The organism is Cytobacillus sp. OWB-43, from assembly GCF_034651445.1.
Classification (GTDB): Bacteria; Bacillota; Bacilli; order Bacillales; family Cytobacillaceae; genus Cytobacillus; species Cytobacillus kochii.
This window is the reverse complement of sequence record NZ_JAYEFF010000001.1, coordinates 835,344-850,484: the sequence shown is the minus strand read 5'-3', so window position 1 is coordinate 850,484 and position 15,141 is coordinate 835,344. Positions and strand designations below refer to the sequence as shown.

The following is a 15,141-nucleotide window of genomic DNA, read 5'->3' as shown; positions in this document are numbered from 1 at the left end:
AATTGGAGGATTCAACATTATGTGGGATGCTGAGTTAGATGTAGTTGTAGCAGGGGCTGGTGGTTGCGGCTTGGTGGCTGCATTAGCAGCAGCTGAAAAAGGCTTAGAGGTAGGAGTTTTTGAAAAAACAGATTTTGTTTTGGGCAATACAGCTGCCAGTGCCGGAATGATTCCTGCAGCGAATACAAGATTTCAGAAAGAGGAAGGAATTTTTGAGACAGCAGAAGAGATGACAGAGGATATCTTAAGGAAAAATCATCATGAAAGTGACTATGATTTAACCTTAGCTTTATGTAAAGAATCGGGCCCATTAATTGAGTGGATGGCAGATACGTTGCAAATTCAGCTTTCACTTGTAAAAGAGTTTAAATATCCTGGTCAAAGGAATTTTCGAATGCATGCACCGCCCTCGAGATCAGGATTAGAACTAATAAAAAAGCTTAAACAAGCTGTTGCAAAGCGGGACAACATATACTTGCTATTAAAATCAGAGGTAAATGAATTAATAACAAATGAGAACAAAGAAGTCATTGGAATAGAAGTAAAAACAGATGATGGTGTCCAGCGAATTAAAGCAAAAAAAGTCATACTAGCAACAAATGGGTTTGGGGCAAATAAAGAAATGGTACGTAAATATATTCCTGAAATAGCAGATGCGCTCTATTTTGGTTATGAAGCAAATACAGGTGATGCTATTAGGATGGGCGAGAAAGTAGAGGCATCATTTGCCTCCTTAACAAGTTATCAAGGGCACTCTGCTGTTGCAAAATCACAAGGTATTTTAGTTACATGGGGAACGGTTATGATGGGTGGATTTATGGTCAATCAAAATGGTGAGCGATTTGGCGATGAATCTCATGGATACTCAGAATTCGCTGTGCAAGTATTAAGTCAGCCTGGCCAATGCGGATATATTATTTTCGATCAGCATATATACGATCAATTGATTAGTATTGAAGATTTTAACCAGCTTGTTGGGATGAAAGCTTTTAAAACAAGTGATTCGATTGATAAGTTAGCGAAGTTGTTAGGTTTGCCTGCAGAAAATCTACAAAAAACTTTCGAATCAGTTGATGTAGCTGTTGATGAAGGCAGAGATGCATATGGAAGAGCAGAATGGCCGAAGAAGCTTACCCCAACTTATTATGCGATCAAGGTATCGCCTGCTCTTTTTCATACACAAGGAGGTTTGCAAATAAATTCCAATGCACAGGTGATAAATAAGAATGGTAATTCTATTAGGAATTTATATGCAGGCGGAGGGGCAGCGGTTGGAATTTCAGGTAACCATTCTTATGGTTATATGTCAGGAAACGGCCTCTTAGCTGCATTAGGTTTCGGGAAAATTGCCGGAGACCATGCGGCACTATCAATTTTAAATGAAGGGATAGAAATATTATGACTAGACCATGGGAAGATATGTTGACTGAGGTAGATAGAATGGTAATTCAAAAAGGAGGATATGGAAAAAAGAGAGGATTAGGGAAAAAGCCTGCTCTTGTTATGATAGATATTCAACATAACTATGTAGGGGCAAACCTTCCGATAGCAGATCAGCTTGAAACATGGCCAAGTGGGGGAGGTGCAAAGGCATGGGAATCGATCGAGAAAATAAAGAAAATGAAAAAGCTGACAGATCAATTAAATATACCAACAATCTATACAAGGAATGTGCAGAAGAAAACCATCAATTTTGATTCATTTGCGGTTAAAGCTGAACGAGATAATTCTAAGTACATTGACGGAAGGCCTGAGGCACAAATTGTTTCTGAACTTGAGCCAGAAAGCAAGGATCTTGTTGTTGATAAAAGCTATGCAAGCGCCTTTTTTGGTACGCCACTGATTAGTTATCTAGTAAAAATGGGCGTCGATACATTGATTATTGTAGGTGGTTCGACGAGTGGATGTGTCCGTGCAACAGCCGTAGATGCAGTCACGCATAATTTCAATGTGGCTGTTGTGGAGGACTGTGTTTATGATCGGATCGAACTGTCTCATAAAGCCGGTCTACTTGATCTATGGATGAAGTATTGCGACGTATCACCGTCAGAAGAAATTTACGATTATCTAAAACAATTTTAAGAAGGAGGAGTTAAAGTTGAAGGTTAATCAACTGATTAAAAATGGGTTAGTCGTCTTCCCTAAAGAAGGAGTTAAGGCGGTTGATATCGGTGTCATAAATGGTAAAATTGCTGGTATTTATAATCAGAACACAGAGATAGAAGCTGATGAAGTAATTGATGCAAACCGTTTACATGTGTTCCCTGGAGTGATCGATGCCCACCAACATCTAGGAATCTATAACTCAATTGAAAAAGATTTTCTTGATACGAAACAGCATGCCGTTGGAGGTATTACAACGATTGTCAATTATGATCGGCAACCAGTTAGCTATTTAGATTTTTTTCCTAAAGTACAAGATATCGGTGAAAAACATAGTTATATTGACTTTACATATAGCTTAGGTATTTTGACAGAACAGCACATTGATGAGCTTGAAGAGACGGTTACACGTTTCGGGCTGACATCATTTAAGTTTTTTAGGAATTATGAACGACAATTAAATGATAAATTCAAAATATCCAATGGCATTAACTTATCTTCTTATGATTTAATGCGTCTTCTGGAGAAGTTTAAATCTATCTCTCCTAAACTGCTATTAGCGATTCATTGCGAGAATATGGATATTAATCGCAGTTTGATTAAGAAGTATAAAGAAGAAGGTGCGGAAGAAGGATTAAAAACATGGTCTCTTACAAGCCCTGGTTTTGCGGAAGCAGAATCATTACTAAGCACATTGTATATTAATTCCATTGTTGGTGGAAATGTTTTTATTGTGCATTTGACGTCAGGTGCTAGTATCGATGTGCTTGAAAAGATGCCTTGGCTACTTGAAAAAGGGGTAAAGGTAGAAACTTGTCCCCATTATTTGAACTTAACAGAAGAATCTTCAACTGGATTAAAAGCAAAAGTAGGTCCACCTATTCATGGTCAATACGATTCAGATCGTTTATGGGAGGGGCTTAAGGAAGGAATTGTGAATGCAATTGGAACAGACCATGTGCCTGGATCACTTGCAACCAAATTTTCTAAAGGGAATGGAGTATTTGAAGCAGAGTACGGATTCCCAAGTGCTGGTGCACTATTGCCAATGATGATTACTGAAGGTCATATAAAAAGAGGAATTCCGCTTGAAAGAATTGCTGATATCACTTCCTATCAAGTAGCTGAATCGTTTAATTTGGAAAATAAGGGGCGAATTGAAATAGGAGCAGATGCTGATTTCGCCATTGTGGATTTAGCTAAAGCCAAAACGATTTCGCCAGAAGTACTTCATTCGAATTCAGATTATTCTATATTTGATGGATTTGAGACCGTAGGATGGCCAGTGTATACCATCAGTAGAGGAGAAGTAATCGTAAACAATGGAATACCAACAAAGGAAAGTGGTAGAGGTAAATTCGTTAGAAGGTCCATTTAATGATAAAAGTGGGGGATGGAATTGAAAAAAATCGTTTTTCTTATGCTGGCGACGCTGTTCATATTGACAGGTTGTACTGGAGAAGCACAATCAGACGATGAGAATATTGTTAAAATCGGCGCACTTCATCCATTAAGCGGCGCATTGGCTAATGAAGGTCAGGAAATGCGTGATGCAGCAAGACTTGCAGTTGAAGAAATTAATGAAGCAGGCGGAATCGAGTCTTTAGGCGGTGCAAAGGTCGAATTAATAGAAGCTGATCATGAAGGTGCACCAGAAAAAGGGATGTCTGAAATTCAAAGGTTAGATCGTGAAAAAGTAGTTGGTGTTATTGGCGCTTATTCAAGTGGTGTTACATTACCTGCAACCCAAGAAGCTGAAAGAGCAGGAATCCCATTCGTTGTCGATATTGCTACAGTCGAAGAAGTTACAAAGAGAGGCTTTAAATACACCTTCAGAGTTCAGCCGCCAGCATCGACTATGGCAGCGAACTTTTTAGACTATTTTAATGTGCTTAATGAAATGAGTGATTCCCCTCTAGAGACAGTTGTTCTTGTTCATGAGGACTCAGTTTTTGGGACAAGTATTGCTAGTTTGATAGAGAAAGGGGCAGCAGATCACGAAATTGAAGTGTTGGATAACATCCCTCACGCTGCAACAACAGCTGATTTATCATCGACAATCAATAAAATTAATCGGCTCAAGCCTGACGCAGTAATCGCAACAACCTATTTGCGTGACGGCACGCTACTGGTAAATGGATTAAAACAATCTAACTTTCAGCCTAAAGCAATAATCGGTGTTGCTAATGGAGCTTTTAGCAATACGGCATTTATTAATGATGAAACAGAAATCAATCAATATATTATGGATGTCAACTATTCTATCAACCCTCAAAGTAACCTGGCAATTGAAGTTTCAAAAAAGTATGAGGACCTATTTAATAAACATATGGGGCCGAATGCAGCTTATTCTTATACTGCCACGAAAGTCTTAATTGATGCAGTAGAGAGAGCTGAATCAACCGATCGGGCCAAAGTTCAGAAGGCTTTATCCGAAACAAATTTAACAGAGCATATTCTCCCCCAAGATTCAATTATTTTTGATAAAAGTGGACAAAACGCAAATGCCCAGGCTGTTTTAAATCAAATTATTAACGGTGAAACTAAAGTTGTTTTCCCTGATGAATACAAGAATGCCGACGCTGTATTACCAGCAAAGTAATGAAAAGAGGGAACGAAGAGAGAGTACTATGTATAGACAATGTTAACATTTAGGGCCTTCAGTTGTACTTGTGGCCGGTTGTATACTCTTATCTCATTTGGAAGCTTGCGTCATATATCGGAAAACTCCACCCCAACTTTCAAAATTAGGATGATTGAGGGAACGAAATGGGTTCTCTTTTATAAAAAACACTAGGTATAGGAGGGAAGTTGATGCTCACTTTGATTTTACAGTCCTTGGTGGACGGTATTTTAATGGGAGGTATTTATGGACTGGTAGCTATAGGCCTCACCTTAATCTTTGGGGTAATGAAAATTATTAATTTTGCTCAAGGGGCATTATTAATGTTAGGTATGTATATTTCATACTGGTCGTTTAGCCTTCTTGGGCTAAATCCATACTTATCAATACCATTAAGCGCCATCTCCTTATTTTTCATTGGAGCGATCATTCAGAAGACAATCTTATCTAAAATGTTAAATGCGCCAGAGCATAATCAATTGCTAGTGACACTTGGAATTATGCTTGTTATCGAAAACCTTGCGTTAATATTATGGAGTCCTGATTTTCGCAGCGTAAAATTAGAAGGTTTTATTCAAACGTTTAATATAGGTGAAGTAGGCGTAAATGTCCCAAAATTAATTGCTTTTATTGCAGCGATTGTATTATCCATAGGCCTGTTTTTATTTCTTAAAAAAACGATGCTTGGGAAGGCGATACGCGCAACTTCAATCAATCGGAACGGTGCAATGCTATCAGGAATCAACACGAACCGCATAAACTATATTGCCTTTGGATTAGGCGCTTCACTTGCAGCAATCGCTGGTTCGCTCATTACTCCATTTTTCTATACTTCGCCTACAGTAGGTGCCACTTTTATATTAAAGGGATTTGTTGTGGTAGTTCTTGGCGGATTGGGCAACTTTATCGGTGCAATAATAGGTGGGCTCATTATTGGCATTTCTGAAGCGTTAGGAGGAGCTTTTTTACCTGGTAGTTTAAAAGAACTCATGACCTATATTATTTTTGTCATTGTCCTAATGGCAAAACCTAATGGTTTATTTGGAGGGAAAGCACGATGAGAAAATCTCCTATTCTAATCATCTTAGCATTACTTATCTTTACGTTCTTTCCACTTGTTGTAAAAGACCAGTACTACATGCACATTGCCATTCTCATTTTGTATTATGCATTGGTGAGCCAAGCATGGAATATACTAAGCGGTTACTCGGGCCAGTTTTCATTTGGGCATGCAGCTTTTTTTGGAACAGGTGCTTATACATCAAGTATATTATTCACGAAGCTTGGTGTATCGCCTTGGATTGGACTTTTTGCAGGGGCCATAATTGCAGCCTTAATTGGTCTATTTATTGGATATCTGTCGTTCAGATTCAAATTGAGAGGTGTGTTCTTTTCGCTCGGAACACTTGCATTTGCGGAAATTCTGCGAATCATTATTCAGAATTTTGACATTTTCAATAAAACACTTGGTGTACTTATTCCGTATAAACCAGATCCCCTTATGTTTCAATTTAGCTCACGCACCACTTATTATTACATCATTCTATTATTTGCTATCGCAGTCACTGTTTTAGTTTATTATATTAGTCGTTCTAAGTTGGGCTATAACTTGGTCGCCATCCGCGAAAATGAAGATGCTGCCCAATCACTAGGTGTAAATACGTATAAGAATAAAATGATTGCTATTGCAATTAGTGCAAGCCTAACAGCAATAGGAGGTACATTTTATGCACAATATATGCTCTTTATTGAGCCTGCGACGACTTTTTCTAATGATGTATCGATTAATATTTTGTTACCGGCTATCATTGGCGGGGCAGGAACGGTTTTAGGTCCTATTGTAGGTTCACTCATTATTATTCCAATTGGGGAGATTACAACCACTTTATTTGGAGACTTTGTCGGAGCGAATTTAATGGCTTACGGGGTCATTTTAATTCTTGTCATGCTGTACTTGCCTGAAGGGATTGTTGGGTGGTTCCAAAATAAATTTGGGAAGGAAAAAAATGCAAAGAAAAAGAAAGATAATAGCATAAATGGGAGTGAAGACGTTGGAACTTTTAAAAATTGAAGGATTGACAAAACGCTTTGCTGGCCTAGTAGCAGTAAACAATGTCAACTTAACGCTCAATAAAGGAGAAATTGTTGGGCTGGTTGGTCCGAATGGAGCAGGAAAGACAACTTTATTCCATTCTGTATGTGGATTTCACACACCGGAGGAAGGATCTGTTAAGTATAATGGTAAAGAGATAATTGGAAATAAACCGGAGCATATATGTAAAGAAGGGATTGCGAGAACATTTCAAATTGTGCAGCCTTTTGGCAATCTGACAGTGTTAGAAAATGTCATTGTTGGCGCATTTAATCGAGAAAAAAGTTATAAAGAAGCAGAAAGATTGGCTTTGGAAAACTTAGATTTAATTGGTATTTCATCTCTTGCCTATTCCAGAATGAAAGACCTAACCTTTCCAAATCAAAAGAAAGTAGAAGTAGCCAGAGCTCTTGCTACAAGCCCTGAAGTTCTTTTTTTAGATGAAGTAATGTCAGGGCTTAATCCATCTGAGGTTAATGAATTCATTGAGCTTATTAAGAATATTAGAGACAGTGGAATTTCCATCTTCTTCATTGAACATCTTATGTCTGCGGTGATGGCACTATCTGATCGTCTAGCTGTTATGCATCTGGGAGAAAAAATAGCTGATGGAGACCCGCAGGAAGTAATGAAAATTCCAACTGTAGTAGAGGCGTATTTAGGAGAGGAAGTATCATGATGCTAAGAGTATCGAACCTGAATGCAGGTTATGGAAATTTACAGGTTTTAAGAAATATCACTTTTGAAGTGAACTCCGGTGAATTAGTCAGTATACTAGGAACGAACGGTGCAGGGAAAACTACTTTGTTGAGGACCTTATCTGGATTAATTTCTACTACCAATGGACAAATAGAGTTCAATGGAAAGCATATACAAAAAATGCAACCAGAAAATATTGTCAAGGAAGGATTAATACAGGTGCCAGAAGGCAGAATGTTATTTACTGAAATGACAATACGTGAAAACTTAGAGTTAGGTGCTTATTCTTCAGGGGCACGTAAAAATATGAAGAAAAATATCGAGTACTGCTTTAAGCTATTTCCGATTTTAAAGGAAAGGGAAAACCAGATGGCAGGAAGCTTCAGTGGAGGCCAGCAACAAATGCTTGCAATAGGTAGAGCACTGATGGCTCAACCTAAGATTCTATTATTAGATGAGCCTTCTACAGGGTTATCGCCTTTATTAACAAAACAAGTATTTGACATTATTAAGGAAATTAAGCAACAGGGTGTCACTGTCCTATTAGTTGAACAGAATGCACATCAAGCATTATCCATGTCTGATAGGGGATATGTGATTGAAAATGGAGAGATAGTGATGTCAGGTACAGCAGAGTCTTTGCTGCAGGACAATAAACTTAGAGAATCTTATTTAGGTCTAGCCAATTAAGACCCTTGCACCGAATAGTTTTTTGATAGACTGGAGAGTTCACAAAATGAAAATAATTGAAAAAATGGCTAAAATACTATCTTTGTACTCTATGAATAGAACAAGCTTATCTATTAGTGAGGTACAAGAGGAGTTGGGATACCCTAAAAGCACCGTCTTTCGTATCCTCAACGCACTAGAAGAATTTGATTATATTGAAAGGAACAAAGATACTCATAGATACTCTTTAGGTGTTAATTTTTTTAGGCTGGGTAGCATTGTTCAAAGCCAATTGGATTTTAGGCATGTCGCCATACCGATAATGAAAAAAATGGTAGAAGAAACAAGCGAAACAGTAGAACTTAATATTAAGGACGACCTTAATCGAGTATGCGTAGAAAAGGTTGATAGTCCTCAGGATGTCCGAAACTTTGTAAGAATTGGAGAACGAAAGCCACTTCATTTAGGTGCTTCAGGTAAGGTATTGATTGCATTCGAGAAGGAAACCGACAGAGAAAAAACACTCGATAATCTAGCTATGCAAAACAGTCTTATCCCTATTCAAGCACTACGAGAAGAACTCAATCAAATCAACCAACGTGGTTTCTGTGTTACGAAAGGTGAAAGGGTTCCTGGGAGCTTTGCTATTGCTGCACCTATATTTGATCAAAACAAAGAGATGGTCGCAAGCTTAACGATTGCAGGTCCTATCCAGAGACTTACGCCAGAACATGAGGAGGAATTGATTGCAAAAATAAAGGAGGGAGCTAGACAAATCAGCAACAACCTAGGTTATTTTGAATAAGAGAAGGGGGAGAAGGCCGATTGATCAAGAAAGCTTCAGCAATATATGATGCAGTTTGGTCAGACTTTAATGAAGAAACAATTGATTCAGCTAAATGGATCTTGTTAGATACATTAGGAGCTTTGATTGCTGGCATGCAGCAACAAGATACGCTCGAATTAGCTAAGCAATTTTCTGGAACGGGTAGCTATCAGCTGCTTGGTACTACCCTCCATGCAGATATGTATAGTACTGGACTTGTACATGGTACGGCATGTGTGGCTACAGAGATGGATGAAGGAAACCAATATAGTAAAGGCCACCCTGCGGCTCATGTGATTCCTGTTATTCTCACGATGCTTCAGAGAAGCAAAAATGTTTCTGGACAAGAACTGATTAGTATGATTATTAAAAGCTATGAATACTGCTCAAGATTTGGTAGAGCGACTACTCTATTACCAGAAGCACATGCTCATGGTACATGGGGAGTAATGGGGGCTGCAGCAACTGCACTCATGATTGATGGAGCAGATGAAGCAACATTTCAAGAAGGTGTGAACCTAAGCGCTAGCTTCTCATTGCCAACCTTATGGACATCGGCATTAGAAGGTAAATTAATTAGAAATATTTACGCTGGCCATGCGATTGAAATGGGAATGAAGAGTGTGATATTTGCCCGTACCAATCATTTGGCGCCGAAAAATAATGTTTCAACTGTGTTTTCCACTATTCTCGGCAGTGGATTTAATTGGACTGATTTAGAGAGGGGTAAGAATGTGCCCTGGGATATTGAACTCAATTATTTTAAACCCTATGCTTTTTGTCGTTATGTGCATTCACCTATTGATGCCTTTAAGTCTATTCTTGACAAACAGCAACTTGGTCCAGATCAGATAGAAAAAATAAACGTATTTACCTATGCAAGAGCATCCTCTTTATTACATCAGGATTATGAAAATATACTGTCATCGAAGTTTAGCATACCTTTTGCTATTGCTGTACAGCTCTATCATCAAAAAGCGAATCAATCTGTTTTCATAGATCAGCTACACAAGGATAAAGAGATAAAAGAGTTCGCTAAAAAGGTGTTTGTTCAATATTCTGCTGAGCTCGAAAAGGACTATCCTCTTCAAATGCCCGCTCGAGTGGAAATTATAGATTCATATGGAAATATATATAGCGAACGTGTAGACATTGCAAAGGGCGGGCCGGGTAAAAAACTATCTGAAAGCGAATTGATAGAAAAATTTAAGACCTTGACATCTGCCGTCTACAGCAGCAATCAACAGGATAAAATAATTGATTTTATTACTCATTTAGAAACGGAAACAAATATTGAGAAACTATTTGTTTTGTTGGAGTTGAAATAAGAGTATATTTTTTAAACAGAAGAGAGGTTAAAAGTAATGAATAATAAACAGAAATATGGCCCTCTAACTGGTAAGAGAGTGTTAGATTTGTCTACAATGATTGCGGCACCTTTTGGCGCTACATTACTAGGGGATTTTGGAGCTGAGGTTATTAAAGTAGAGATTCCCGGTAAAGGGGATACATTAAGAGGCATGGGTCCTTTTCGTGAGGATGAACCATTAAGGTGGCCAGCTTTAGCAAGAAATAAAAAATCACTTACTTTAGATTTGCATAAAGAAGAAGGGAAAGAAATTTTAAGAAAGCTTGTTAGAGTGTCAGATGTAGTAATAGAAAACTTCAGACCAGGAACGTTGGAAAAATGGGGGGTTGGATACGAAAATTTAAAGAAAGAGAATCCGAACTTAATCATGACAAGGGTTACAGGGTATGGTCAGACAGGTCCAAATGCCAGCAAAGCAGGATTTGGTACACCAGCGACTGCCTATAGTGGATTTACTTATTTACATGGATACACGGATCGACCTCCCATTAGTCCGTCTTTTTCATTAACAGATTATGTGACGGGTATTTACGTTGCTTTTGCAACGGTTACAGGTCTATATCATCGTGATACAGCAGAACAAGGGGAAGGACAATATATTGATATCGGATTATATGAATCTATGTTTAGAATGATGGAATTTCTTATTGCGGAATATGATCAAAAGCAAATCGTGAAAGAGCGTACGCCAGGTTTGAGCGGACACTCCAGTCCGGCAGGAACATTTCAAACAAAAGATGGTCACTGGATGTCTCTTGTCACTAGCTCTGATCGTACATTTGAACGTTTAGCAGCTGCAATGGGCAGGGAAGATATGCTTGAAGATGAGCGATATCATAATAATGCCGCCCGCCTTAGCCGATTTGAGGAAACAAACGGAATTGTTGCCGATTGGGTGAAACAATTTAATAGAGAAGAATTGCAGAATCTGCTAGATGACTATGGGGTCCCAATTAGTCCAATATATAGTATTAAAGATATCTTCGAAGACACTCACTATAAAGAACGACAAAATATCATAGAGGTTGACCACCCTCGTCTAGGAAAAATAAAAATGCCTGGTATCATCCCTAAATTCTCTGAGACACCTGGGGCTGTTCGAAATGTAGGCCCAGATTTGGGAGAGAACAATGAGGAAATCCTTTCTGGCATTCTTAATTATAATCATGAAGAAATTGAGATTTTAAAAGAAAATAACGTAATCTAAGGAGGGAAAAACATGAATTTGAAAGAAGAGGTCATTATTTCTGAAGTTTGCCCCCGCGATGGCTTTCAAAGTCTGGCAGAAATCATTCCTACAGAAGAAAAGGTCGAATTGATTAATTCAATGATTAGCTGTGGTTTCAAGCAAATTGAGGTCACATCTTTTGTTCACCCAAAAGCAATTCCTCAGCTGTCGGACGCTGCTGAAGTACTGCAAAAAATAAAGCGCAAGCAAGGGGTAAAACTACGTGCGCTTGTCCCGAATTTACGAGGATTAGAAAGAGCGATTGAAGCAGAAGTAGATAAAGTAAAACTAATGCTTTCAGCAACAGATTCCCACAGTATCAGTAACGCTAATAGCAAAACGTTCGATGCAATGAAAGGTTTTGAACCTCTAGTAAAACGCGCAACAGAAGCTTCTATGGGTGTATCAGGCAGCATTTCTGTCATATTTGGATGTCCTTACGAAGGGGATGTACCTTTGGTAAGAATTGAAGAGATTTGCAAAAGATATATAGATATGGGAATATACCAGTTATCGTTAGCTGATACAACAGGGATGGCGAATCCGGTAAAAGTTAAGCGCATTATTGGGCATCTCACTAGTAAATTCCCAGAATTATCCTTATCCTTACATTTGCATAATACGAGAGGTATGGCTTTTGCCAATGCCGTAGCAGGCTATGAAATGGGTGTTCGGGATTTTGATAGCTCGATTGCTGGACTAGGTGGCTGCCCTTATGCACCAAACGCCACTGGAAATATCTCCTCTGAAGACCTTATTCATGGTTTTGAAGAGATGGGTATTTCAACAGGTGTAGATTTGGATAAAGTCATTAAGCTAGGAAAAAAAATAGAGATTAAATATCCTGAATATTCTGATAGCTTTATTTTGAAGGCTGGTAAATGTTCTGACTTACACCTAGCTCCAAAAACCCAAGAAAAGTTGGGATAAAACTTCTATTCTTATTAATCCTCCTTTAAGAGAATGAAGATAGATTGAATTTTACTTTTAGCTAAGTGAGAAGTATTATGTCTTTAATTTTTCAAGGGCAGCTTTTGGAGGAAATCTTTTAGTTGTAAATGCAGTATATAATTCTCCTAATATGATTATTTTCGATTTTAATTTCAAAGAACAATTGAGACCATCAAAAGAGAAGCTCATACCATGTTTTTTACTATATCTTTAACTAATTATTAACGGCAGTTACATCCTTTATAAAACGTTATTTCTTTTATGAGGATATTTGAGAAGCGCTCTCAGAAGAAATTAACTTTTTCTTAACGTTTATGTATATTCATGAGTTTCAATTAAATGATTCTGACAAATCATAAAAATTAGATTTTTGTATTGACTTTTATTGATAGTATGTTAGGATTTATCTTATCCAATATTTTCTTATCCAGAGAGGTGGAGGGACTGGCCCGATGAAACCCGGCAACCTGCTTAATGCAAGGTGCTAATTCCAGCAAAATGTTGATTCATTTTGAAAGATAAGGTGTCATGAATCGTTATCTCACACCTTTTCTTATTGAAAAGGTGTTTTTTGTATAAGAGGTGATTCTTAAAAAATAATAGTCATTCGCTGATTAGACAACTAAAGGCGGACATTTTCCTTCAATGGGGAAATGCCGTCTTTTTTTATCGGAAAAGGAGGGATGAAATGCAACAGGCGATTACTTATGAGAACTGGCAGGATATTTCTGCAAGCTTTACTACCGATGATCACTCGAAAGGCGCTTTGTCTGTTCTAGAGTGGGCCTATCACACGTACAACGAGGATGAAATTGTGTATGCTTCTAGTTTTGGTGCCGAAGCCATCGTCCTTATCGACTTAATTACGCAAATCAAAAGAGAGGCTAAGTTGGTTTTTCTTGATACGGATTTACACTTTCCTGAAACTTATCAAGTGATTGAAGATATAAAAAAACGTTTTCCAGCGCTTCAAGTTGAAATGAAAAAACCTCATTTAACATTAGATGAACAAGCCGCTCGTTACGAGTCGGCATTGTGGAAAAAAGATCCGAATCAATGCTGTCAAATACGTAAAATACTACCTTTACAAGAAGCAATGGTGGGAAAAAAAGCGTGGATTTCAGGTCTTAGGCGCGAACAGTCACCCACAAGAAAGCATACTAATTTTGTGAACAAGGATGAGAAATTCACAAACATCAAAATTTGTCCACTTATTCATTGGCGCACGAAAGATGTCTGGGATTATATCAAAGAAAAACAATTACCCTATAATGCTTTACATGATGTGAACTATCCGAGTATTGGGTGTTTTCCTTGCACGCAACCAACAAATGAAGACGCTGATTCCCGCGCGGGTCGTTGGCAAGGCTTAACGAAAACAGAATGCGGCTTGCATACTAATTCATAAAAAGGAGTAAACAAATGAGCTTACCTAGTCCACATGGAGGAACATTAATTCAAAAATATGAACCACAATTCGATCTAGCTAAAGTGACAAAAACAATCGCAATCGACCGAATTGCATTAAGTGATTTAGAGTTGATTGCTATTGGCCTATTTAGCCCACTAACCGGTTTCTTAGGCAAAGAAGATTATGAATCTGTCGTGAAAAAAATGAGATTAAGTGATGGCACGGTTTGGTCAATTCCCATTACATTACCTGTTGATCTATCGGTTGCAGAACAACTCGATAAAGGGGAACAATATCGCTTGGATTTCGAGAATACAACTTATGGAGTCATCACAGTGTCGGAATGGTTTAGACCAGATTTAGAGATAGAGGCACATCATGTTTATCAAACTAACGACCATGAGCATCCAGGTGTGAAACGACTTTTTGAAAGAGGCAATCATTACGTAGCTGGTGAGATCACCCTTATAAGAAAACCTGAGAAAAAAGACTTTACAGATGTTTGGTTAGAGCCAAAAGACACTAGGGCTTTGTTTGTAGAAAAAGGTTGGCAATCGATTGTTGGCTTTCAAACACGTAACCCGATTCATCGTGCCCATGAGTATATTCAAAAGGCCGCCCTTGAGACTGTCGATGGCTTATTTGTGAACCCTTTAGTCGGTGAAACGAAAGCGGATGATATCCCGGCAACTATTCGTTTAGAAAGTTATCGCATTCTTTTAAAAGAATATTTCCCTCGTGAACGTGTTCACCTCGGTGTATACCCAGCAGCAATGAGATATGCTGGGCCGAGGGAAGCCATCTTTCACGCTATCGCTAGAAAAAACTTCGGGTGTACACATTTTATTGTTGGGCGAGACCATGCTGGTGTTGGCAATTATTATGGTACATACGATGCCCAAGAAATTTTCCACAACTTTACGAAAGAAGAGCTGGGTATTACACCGTTGTTCTTTGAACATAGTTTCTATTGTCACCGTTGCGAGGGAATGGCTTCAGATAAAACTTGTCCTCATGAAATGGAAGATCGTGTAATTTTATCTGGTACAAAAGTACGAGAGCTATTAAGTAAGGGTGAACAGCCACCTTCCACATTTAGTCGTAAAGAAGTGATTGATGTATTGATTAACGGATTAAAGTCAGATGCAACGGTTACGAGAGGGTGAATGA

General features: G+C 38.3%; 14 protein-coding genes and 1 riboswitch. All 14 genes read left to right on the top strand.

From position 1 onward, the window contains the following. Positions 1 to 19 precede the first annotated feature (19 nt). The 14 genes from U9M49_RS04225 (at position 20) to sat (ending at position 15,137) form a co-directional block, all read left to right on the top strand. The gene (locus U9M49_RS04225; protein WP_307313942.1) at positions 20 to 1,402 is read left to right on the top strand and encodes a flavocytochrome c; all 1,383 of its coding nucleotides are present in this window, start codon (positions 20 to 22) and stop codon (positions 1,400 to 1,402) included. Continuing rightward, a complete protein-coding gene (locus U9M49_RS04220) occupies positions 1,399 to 2,082 on the top strand; it encodes an isochorismatase family protein (protein ID WP_322909335.1) in 684 nt (227 codons plus the stop codon). Before U9M49_RS04225 ends, U9M49_RS04220 begins: the two co-directional genes overlap by 4 nt. Positions 2,083 to 2,098: 16 nt before the next feature. Next, positions 2,099 to 3,481, top strand: coding sequence for a dihydroorotase (locus U9M49_RS04215; protein WP_322909334.1), 1,383 nt, complete (start codon positions 2,099 to 2,101; stop codon positions 3,479 to 3,481). A gap of 21 nt (positions 3,482 to 3,502) precedes the next feature. Beyond that, positions 3,503 to 4,705 carry an ABC transporter substrate-binding protein gene (locus U9M49_RS04210; protein ID WP_322909333.1) on the top strand — a complete coding sequence of 401 codons (1,203 nt, stop codon included), beginning with the start codon at positions 3,503 to 3,505 and terminating at the stop codon, positions 4,703 to 4,705. A gap of 212 nt (positions 4,706 to 4,917) precedes the next feature. Then, the gene (locus U9M49_RS04205) at positions 4,918 to 5,787 is read left to right on the top strand and encodes a branched-chain amino acid ABC transporter permease (protein ID WP_191811574.1); all 870 of its coding nucleotides are present in this window, start codon (positions 4,918 to 4,920) and stop codon (positions 5,785 to 5,787) included. Then, on the top strand, positions 5,784 to 6,797 hold the full coding sequence (locus U9M49_RS04200; RefSeq protein ID WP_322909332.1) for a branched-chain amino acid ABC transporter permease: 1,014 nt from the start codon (positions 5,784 to 5,786) through the stop codon (positions 6,795 to 6,797). The genes U9M49_RS04205 and U9M49_RS04200 overlap by 4 nt, the downstream gene beginning before the upstream one ends. After that, on the top strand, positions 6,769 to 7,497 hold the full coding sequence (locus tag U9M49_RS04195) for an ABC transporter ATP-binding protein (RefSeq protein WP_251161613.1): 729 nt from the start codon (positions 6,769 to 6,771) through the stop codon (positions 7,495 to 7,497). The genes U9M49_RS04200 and U9M49_RS04195 overlap by 29 nt, the downstream gene beginning before the upstream one ends. Continuing rightward, on the top strand, positions 7,497 to 8,207 hold the full coding sequence (locus U9M49_RS04190) for an ABC transporter ATP-binding protein (RefSeq protein ID WP_307314796.1): 711 nt from the start codon (positions 7,497 to 7,499) through the stop codon (positions 8,205 to 8,207). Before U9M49_RS04195 ends, U9M49_RS04190 begins: the two co-directional genes overlap by 1 nt. A gap of 46 nt (positions 8,208 to 8,253) precedes the next feature. After that, positions 8,254 to 8,991, top strand: a complete 738-nt coding sequence (locus tag U9M49_RS04185) for an IclR family transcriptional regulator (RefSeq protein WP_322909331.1) — start codon at positions 8,254 to 8,256, stop codon at positions 8,989 to 8,991. Positions 8,992 to 9,011: 20 nt separating this feature from the next. Further along, the gene (locus U9M49_RS04180; protein WP_322909330.1) at positions 9,012 to 10,340 is read left to right on the top strand and encodes an MmgE/PrpD family protein; all 1,329 of its coding nucleotides are present in this window, start codon (positions 9,012 to 9,014) and stop codon (positions 10,338 to 10,340) included. A gap of 36 nt (positions 10,341 to 10,376) precedes the next feature. Continuing rightward, a complete protein-coding gene (locus tag U9M49_RS04175) occupies positions 10,377 to 11,588 on the top strand; it encodes a CaiB/BaiF CoA transferase family protein (RefSeq protein ID WP_307313966.1) in 1,212 nt (403 codons plus the stop codon). A gap of 12 nt (positions 11,589 to 11,600) precedes the next feature. After that, complete coding sequence (locus U9M49_RS04170; RefSeq protein ID WP_322909329.1) at positions 11,601 to 12,539, top strand: hydroxymethylglutaryl-CoA lyase; 939 nt, start codon at positions 11,601 to 11,603, stop codon at positions 12,537 to 12,539. A gap of 441 nt (positions 12,540 to 12,980) precedes the next feature. Further along, positions 12,981 to 13,085: riboswitch (SAM riboswitch) on the top strand. 163 nt (positions 13,086 to 13,248) lie between these two features. Beyond that, positions 13,249 to 13,968 (top strand): phosphoadenylyl-sulfate reductase, encoded by a 720-nt coding sequence (locus U9M49_RS04165; protein WP_322909328.1) that lies wholly within the window; start codon positions 13,249 to 13,251, stop codon positions 13,966 to 13,968. A gap of 14 nt (positions 13,969 to 13,982) precedes the next feature. Further along, positions 13,983 to 15,137 (top strand): sulfate adenylyltransferase, encoded by a 1,155-nt coding sequence (gene sat, locus U9M49_RS04160; protein ID WP_322909327.1) that lies wholly within the window; start codon positions 13,983 to 13,985, stop codon positions 15,135 to 15,137. The last annotated feature ends 4 nt before the right edge of the window (positions 15,138 to 15,141 follow it).

Excerpts from the sequence above, each read along its gene's own strand:
- U9M49_RS04225 (WP_307313942.1), top strand. The coding sequence starts at position 20 with ATGTGGGATGCTGAGTTAGATGTAGTTGTAGCAGGGGCTGGTGGTTGC.
- U9M49_RS04220 (WP_322909335.1), top strand. The coding sequence starts at position 1,399 with ATGACTAGACCATGGGAAGATATGTTGACTGAGGTAGATAGAATGGTA.
- U9M49_RS04205 (WP_191811574.1), top strand. The coding sequence starts at position 4,918 with ATGCTCACTTTGATTTTACAGTCCTTGGTGGACGGTATTTTAATGGGA.
- U9M49_RS04200 (WP_322909332.1), top strand. The coding sequence starts at position 5,784 with ATGAGAAAATCTCCTATTCTAATCATCTTAGCATTACTTATCTTTACG.
- U9M49_RS04190 (WP_307314796.1), top strand. The coding sequence starts at position 7,497 with ATGCTAAGAGTATCGAACCTGAATGCAGGTTATGGAAATTTACAGGTT.
- U9M49_RS04185 (WP_322909331.1), top strand. The coding sequence starts at position 8,254 with ATGAAAATAATTGAAAAAATGGCTAAAATACTATCTTTGTACTCTATG.
- U9M49_RS04175 (WP_307313966.1), top strand. The coding sequence starts at position 10,377 with ATGAATAATAAACAGAAATATGGCCCTCTAACTGGTAAGAGAGTGTTA.
- U9M49_RS04170 (WP_322909329.1), top strand. The coding sequence starts at position 11,601 with ATGAATTTGAAAGAAGAGGTCATTATTTCTGAAGTTTGCCCCCGCGAT.
- U9M49_RS04165 (WP_322909328.1), top strand. The coding sequence starts at position 13,249 with ATGCAACAGGCGATTACTTATGAGAACTGGCAGGATATTTCTGCAAGC.
- sat (WP_322909327.1), top strand. The coding sequence starts at position 13,983 with ATGAGCTTACCTAGTCCACATGGAGGAACATTAATTCAAAAATATGAA.